The organism is Deltaproteobacteria bacterium, from assembly GCA_016931625.1.
GTDB lineage: Bacteria > Myxococcota > XYA12-FULL-58-9 > XYA12-FULL-58-9 > JAFGEK01 > JAFGEK01.
In genome coordinates this window covers 1-5,620 of the sequence record JAFGEK010000108.1, presented here as the reverse complement: position 1 = coordinate 5,620, position 5,620 = coordinate 1, and the positions used below count along the sequence as shown (strand labels likewise).

The 5,620-nt window shown below is 38.6% G+C and carries 5 protein-coding genes; 1 reads left to right on the top strand and 4 read right to left on the bottom strand.

Features of this window, described 5'->3' with window-relative positions; translation table 11 throughout:
- The 3 genes from rsmH to JW841_09750 form a co-directional block, all read right to left on the bottom strand.
- Positions 1 to 912, bottom strand: a 912-nt coding sequence (gene rsmH, locus JW841_09760; GenBank protein ID MBN1961222.1) for a 16S rRNA (cytosine(1402)-N(4))-methyltransferase RsmH, incomplete at its 3' end; no start/stop codon positions are given.
- Positions 909 to 1,433, bottom strand: coding sequence for a division/cell wall cluster transcriptional repressor MraZ (locus JW841_09755; protein MBN1961221.1), 525 nt, complete (start codon positions 1,431 to 1,433; stop codon positions 909 to 911). The genes rsmH and JW841_09755, both read right to left, overlap by 4 nt.
- Positions 1,434 to 1,940: 507 nt before the next feature.
- Positions 1,941 to 3,125, bottom strand: a complete 1,185-nt coding sequence (locus tag JW841_09750) for an HRDC domain-containing protein (protein MBN1961220.1) — start codon at positions 3,123 to 3,125, stop codon at positions 1,941 to 1,943.
- Between the two features lie 169 nt (positions 3,126 to 3,294).
- Here JW841_09750 and JW841_09745 point away from each other — a divergent pair, with 169 nt between their 5' ends.
- A complete protein-coding gene (locus JW841_09745; GenBank protein MBN1961219.1) occupies positions 3,295 to 3,930 on the top strand; it encodes a GTP cyclohydrolase I in 636 nt (211 codons plus the stop codon).
- A 60-nt stretch (positions 3,931 to 3,990) separates the two neighbouring features.
- Here JW841_09745 and JW841_09740 read toward each other — a convergent pair whose 3' ends face one another.
- Positions 3,991 to 5,133 carry an ATP-binding protein gene (locus JW841_09740; GenBank protein ID MBN1961218.1) on the bottom strand — a complete coding sequence of 381 codons (1,143 nt, stop codon included), beginning with the start codon at positions 5,131 to 5,133 and terminating at the stop codon, positions 3,991 to 3,993.
- Positions 5,134 to 5,620: the final 487 nt, after the last annotated feature.

Below are 5,620 nucleotides of genomic sequence, written 5' to 3'. Positions count from 1 at the left end.
GCTACGAGCACGTACGTTGTTAGCAATCTCGCTTGCACTGGCGATTATTGGTTTTGTGGTAAGTACTGTTAGAGTTGCTTGTTTGCCACCGCAGATACAGGCCGGAATATTATGTGGACAAATACAATCGCGTGATGCATTTTTAAATGCTTCTTTAACCAAACGGTCTTCGCCAGAATGAAAACTAATCGCAGCAACAATGCCATGAGGAGCAAGTGTTGCAGGTATAGAGGTTAACCATTCTTGGAGTTCTTGTTGTTCGCGATTAACTAGCATACGTAGCGCTTGAAAAGTCCGCGTAGCCGGATCAATATTGTCTTTAGCCCGCGGTACGACATTACGAATAATTGTTGCTAGTTCGGTAGTAGTTGTTGGCAATGATGCTTTAATATAACGTGCAATTCTTCGTGAATGACGTTCTTGACCAAAAAGAAAAATTGCATCGGCTAAATCATTTTGATCAATTCGTTTAAGTAGATCAGCGGCACTCTCATCACGTGGATCCATACGCATATCGAGTGGTCCGTCAAACTGAAATGAAAAACCGCGGCGCGACTCATTAAGTTGATGCGATGAAACCCCAAGATCTGCCAAAATAAAATCTGGTTGCCCCCATCCCATTTGGTTCACAATTTTAGATATTGCTGAAAACGGCGTATGCACTAAATGTACACGTTCACTGAATTCGGATAGTGCTGTGCTTGCTGCTGCAATTGCTTCGGGATCACGATCAAGACCAATAAGGCGCACGGTTGGATATGCTGCTAATATTGCACGTGCATGCCCGCCACCACCAACAGTGCAATCAACAGCTAAGCGTAATGAAGCGGGAATAAAACTCTTTACCTCATTTAAAAAAACAGGCGTATGCAAAAAAGTCATATCATCACCTGCATAAGCAAGAGCACTCATAGTCCCAACTCCGTAAGTGCTTTGGTGATAGCTGCGGGATCTTGACGCGATTGCGCAACCTGCTCATTCCAACGTTCGCGGGCCCAGATCTCAATCGTTGTAACCATACCGGCCCAAACAGTTTCAGTTTTAAGTTCTGCATACTCTCGTAGCATCGGCGGAATTAATAAACGGCCATGTTTATCAATTGGACACTCGGTAGCACCGGCAACATAAATACGTTTGAGTTGTACTACTGCCGGATCAAACTGCGATAATTTTGCAAGTTTGTCTTCAAACTCACGCCATCGCGCTGGTGGATAAGCTACCAAACAGCGATCTATACCAGTGGTGATTATCAACAACTCAGCGTCACTAGTTTTAGCATCACAAGTTTTAGCTTTAGTTTTTTCGGTTTCTGCTTGGGCACTACTTGCAGTTGGGATGTCAGTTGCACAATTACGCAGTAGTTCGCGAAAATGGGACGGCAAACTCAGACGACCCTTGGCATCTAGCGTATGTTCATAAAGGCCGCTAAACATAGTTCATGCCACCTAAGTGAATTCTATGGGAAGAAGATCCACATAGATCCACTTCTTGCCACTGCATGACTGTATCCATTACACGCTTCTAGTCAAGCCTTTTTTGCAAAAATAAGAAGAAAAACGCACGGATACGGAGATATTGTAGTTTTATGTATGATTTAGACACACATAGATAAAATGCCGATATTTCAGTGAGATAAAGGCAAAAAGATAAAGTTATATATGAACTTATTTAAGTAGTTATTTATTTGAACGTATAATATTAGATCGTAAAAGCAACAAATAGACACTCTTTTCGAATAAGCTCACTTAAAATTCCTAATTCCCTATTCTCTGTTCTTTAAATCTACATTTTTATGTAATGACTGATTTTTTATCCTTAGCTAACAAATTTGAACTGGATATTTAAAGAACAAGGAATAGGGAAATTAAGAATGAAAGGCGATGTTATAGCTGATAGACGGCTACTTTTTGATGTTTTTATTTGTGATCAACTCTAATGTATTAGTTTGTTTCTGATTTGATTTGGTCAATATTTAGCTTCTGAATACAATTAAAAAGAGGTTTAGCTAAAATATTATAACGCCAACCCTTAAGTTCTGGCCTACTTTTAACATCTTTCAGAATATGCGGCGGATGACGAGCCAAATCTTCTAATACTGCATTACCTAACGCGACTTCAGGGTCTAAACCCAAATCATCAGCAAGTTGGCGACGTAAATTACGCAAACATTCATAACGCTCACGCACCTGTGCATCAAGAAAACGACCACTACGTTTTTTACGCATCACACCTTTGGGAGGATTGCCAGATACCGGGGTAGCTTCAGCTAGAGCGGCTAAAATATCAGCACCAAAACGTGCTACTCCAGCTTTTCGCAATCCTTTACGAACTAAATTATCAATCGATGATGGCGGATGCTTAGCTAACTCTAACATAGTAGTATCGCTAAGCACTTTAAATTTTGGGCGATCAAGACTTTCGGCAATTTTATCACGCATTTCATATAAAGCTCGAAGGCGACCTTTAATTATAGACGAAAGCGTTTTCACCCCACGAATACGCCAAAAACCATCAGGATCAACACCTATTGGTCGCGTATGAGCACGAAGCACCACTTCTGGTAACCGACTAAACTCCTCTTCTGCCCAATTGAGGCGTGACTTATCACGCAATTCATTTTTAAGTTGTTTAGCTAAATCTGTTAAAAAATGTGTATCGTAACGAGCATATGAAATCTGCTCTTCGCTTAATGGACGCTTTGCCCAATCTGAACGCTGCAAACGTTTATCAGCAATAAAATTAAAACGAGCTTTGAGTATTGCTGCAAGGCCAAAATCTTTACATCCCAAAAGACGACTAGCGACCATCGTGTCAAAAATGCCTTCAACATGTAAATTAAAATCGCGCTTAATACTAACTAAATCATAGCCAGCATCATGAAATATTTTAATGCATTTTGGGTTAGACAGTGGTGCTGCCAATGATTGAAGATTATTGAGTGCTAGTGGATCAATCAGCACATCTTGGCCTAAAGCAGTCATTTGAATAAGGCATACTTTTTCGCGAAAATGATGCAAAGAATCACTTTCGGTATCAACGGCGATAGTATCTGCGTGAGCAAGGCGCTCAACCCAAGCCGCTAAATCGTCAGCATTATCTATATATATTGGTTTTGTCAGCTTCATTTAATTACACAATAATCAAAAATATGTTACGGACTGTTCATTAATTATTTCACCAATTAGGGGATGTCCCTAAGCTTATCACGCCCTATAACTTGAATAGGCAATCTGTCAAAACCAAATATGTAATGCTTAATAAAAAAGAAAAAATACTTAAGAAAAAAGGTACTCTATGACTTTCAAGCATGCATCGTCAAATAAGCCGAAGAAAAAAAATTCAACCCTAAATGTAAAAATACGTCCTAATAATCGTCAAGTAATTGCTGCTTTTACCCAATTACTCAAAGCTCTTGGAGTTAACGAACACCCTGAAATGGCCGAAACGCCAAAACGAGCCGCTGAATTATGGCTAAAACATTTATTAGCAGGAGAACAAAATAATTTAGCAAATATTATCAGAAAAAATAGTATATCAACTAGTAGCGACCCTATTTGCCTGCTTAATATTGGCGTGCATTTGGTATGCCCTCACCACTTAACTGTGGGATTTGGCTATGCTCACATCGCCTATATTCCTAAGAAACGCGTAGTTGGTTTTGGCTCGCTTACACGTTTAGTTACTACAGCGGCAGCGCGTTTTGCGCTGCAAGAAGATATTACCAATCTAATAGCTGATGCTCTTATGCAACAACTTGAAGCAGATGCTGTTATCGCGGTTATTGATGCAATCCATCCGTGCCATAACCTTAAACATCCGCGTTCACATCAAGCCCGCGCTGTAACTTGGGCAATACGCGGACCAGCAAAACAAAGCAAAATTTTAAAAACACATGTACGTGACGCTCTTTGTTTTACTAGCAAGGGTTAGTATTATCTCTAAATTGTATTGTTTAACTGCATTTTTTTAAAAATAATTCACTACGATATCTTACAATGCCATTAAAGTAATATCTAATTGGGTATATGGCATAAAAAGAATTTCAAGATCACCGTATTGGTATGGATAGGCCTCAAGTAAATCTAAACAAACTACTAAATTTTTTCCATGGGGATGGCGGCCACGCATTGCACGCATACCAGCTGGATCAAACTTTTTAGGATTAACCTTACATTCGATGGCTAAAATTTCTCTACTGCGTTTAGGCTTAACAATAAAGTCTACTTCGTGTCGCTGCTTATCCCGCCAATAATAAATACTCTGACGTGGGTAATAAGCTAAAAGCTCATTAAGTACTAAGTGTTCTAATAAATGACCGCGGTTTTCATTATTTATTGATTCCCATTCACGAAAATAAGCAACAAAACCTGTATCGAAGCCATAAACTTTTGGTTGAGATTTAATCTCTGCAGCACTAACCCTAAAGTATGGTCTAATGATTACCATGGTTAAAGTAGTATCAAGTATTTGTAAATAATTAATGATAGTTTGACGTGACACCTCACAATCAGCAGCGAAACGAGTAGCTTCGAATAATTCACCACTTTGAAGGAACAGTAGTTCCATAAATCTTAAGAATGCACTCTTCTTCTCAATAGAGAACAATTCTTGTAAATCTTTAGCCCAAAAAGAGTCTATCCATTCGGTATAATCATCATTATTTAGCCCCTTGCCTAATAGCAATTGCGGCATACCACCATATAATAAGCGTTTATCAATATCAGTTATTTTAAAGTCGTGTAAATCAGCAAGTGTAGCTGGTAATAGCCAAAGTACGTTTTTACGACCAGTTAGGGTATCGCGAAATTTTCGTCGCGCCGCTAAAGTAGATGAGCCAGTAGCAATAACTTTTATGTGGGGAAAATGATCTGCGGCAATTTTTAACACTTGTGATGGATCGCTTAAACGATGTACCTCATCTAAAATTATTTGTCCGCTACCATGGCGACGAAAAAATAGCTCGGGATCATCCAAACGATGCCGAACACGTGGAAGCTCACAATCAAGGTAAGTCGCATTTTCTATTGATTGACATAAAGTTGTCTTACCAACCCTACGCACACCAGCCATCCATAAAATTGTACGTTTATTTAAAAGATTCTTGATACGCTTTTTCCAAAATGTTCGCTCCATACAAGTATATTAGCATTTGGTCATACCAAACGCAAATATGCGATTTGGTGAAAAATCGTTATTCGTCTCCCCCTTTCGAGCGTCAGAAACCAAAAATTGGTGGGTTATACTTAAGACCATAATTCTATTTTTTGTTGTAGTACAACAATATAATAAAAGGTCTTTTTTGCTTTACTAACTTAATTATGGATATTACAATTAAGCGTGTTTTAATTTAATACATGGAGAATAAGTTGGTTACCGAAAAATTGATCAAATAATATCTGACCAAAATCCCGTATATAAAAACCTAAACAGTACAGAAAAATCAATAGTAGAAATTTTTGCAAGACAAACTGCTGGCATCGATGTCATTGCCAAAAGTAAAAATGCTGATGCAAATACCATTACTGAGGCAGAGTTCAATAGTGAAGAAAATTTAGTTAATAAAGATACGTAACTTCTCAAAAAGTCTGGGCGAAACAAAGAATGTCATTTCGACTGCAAG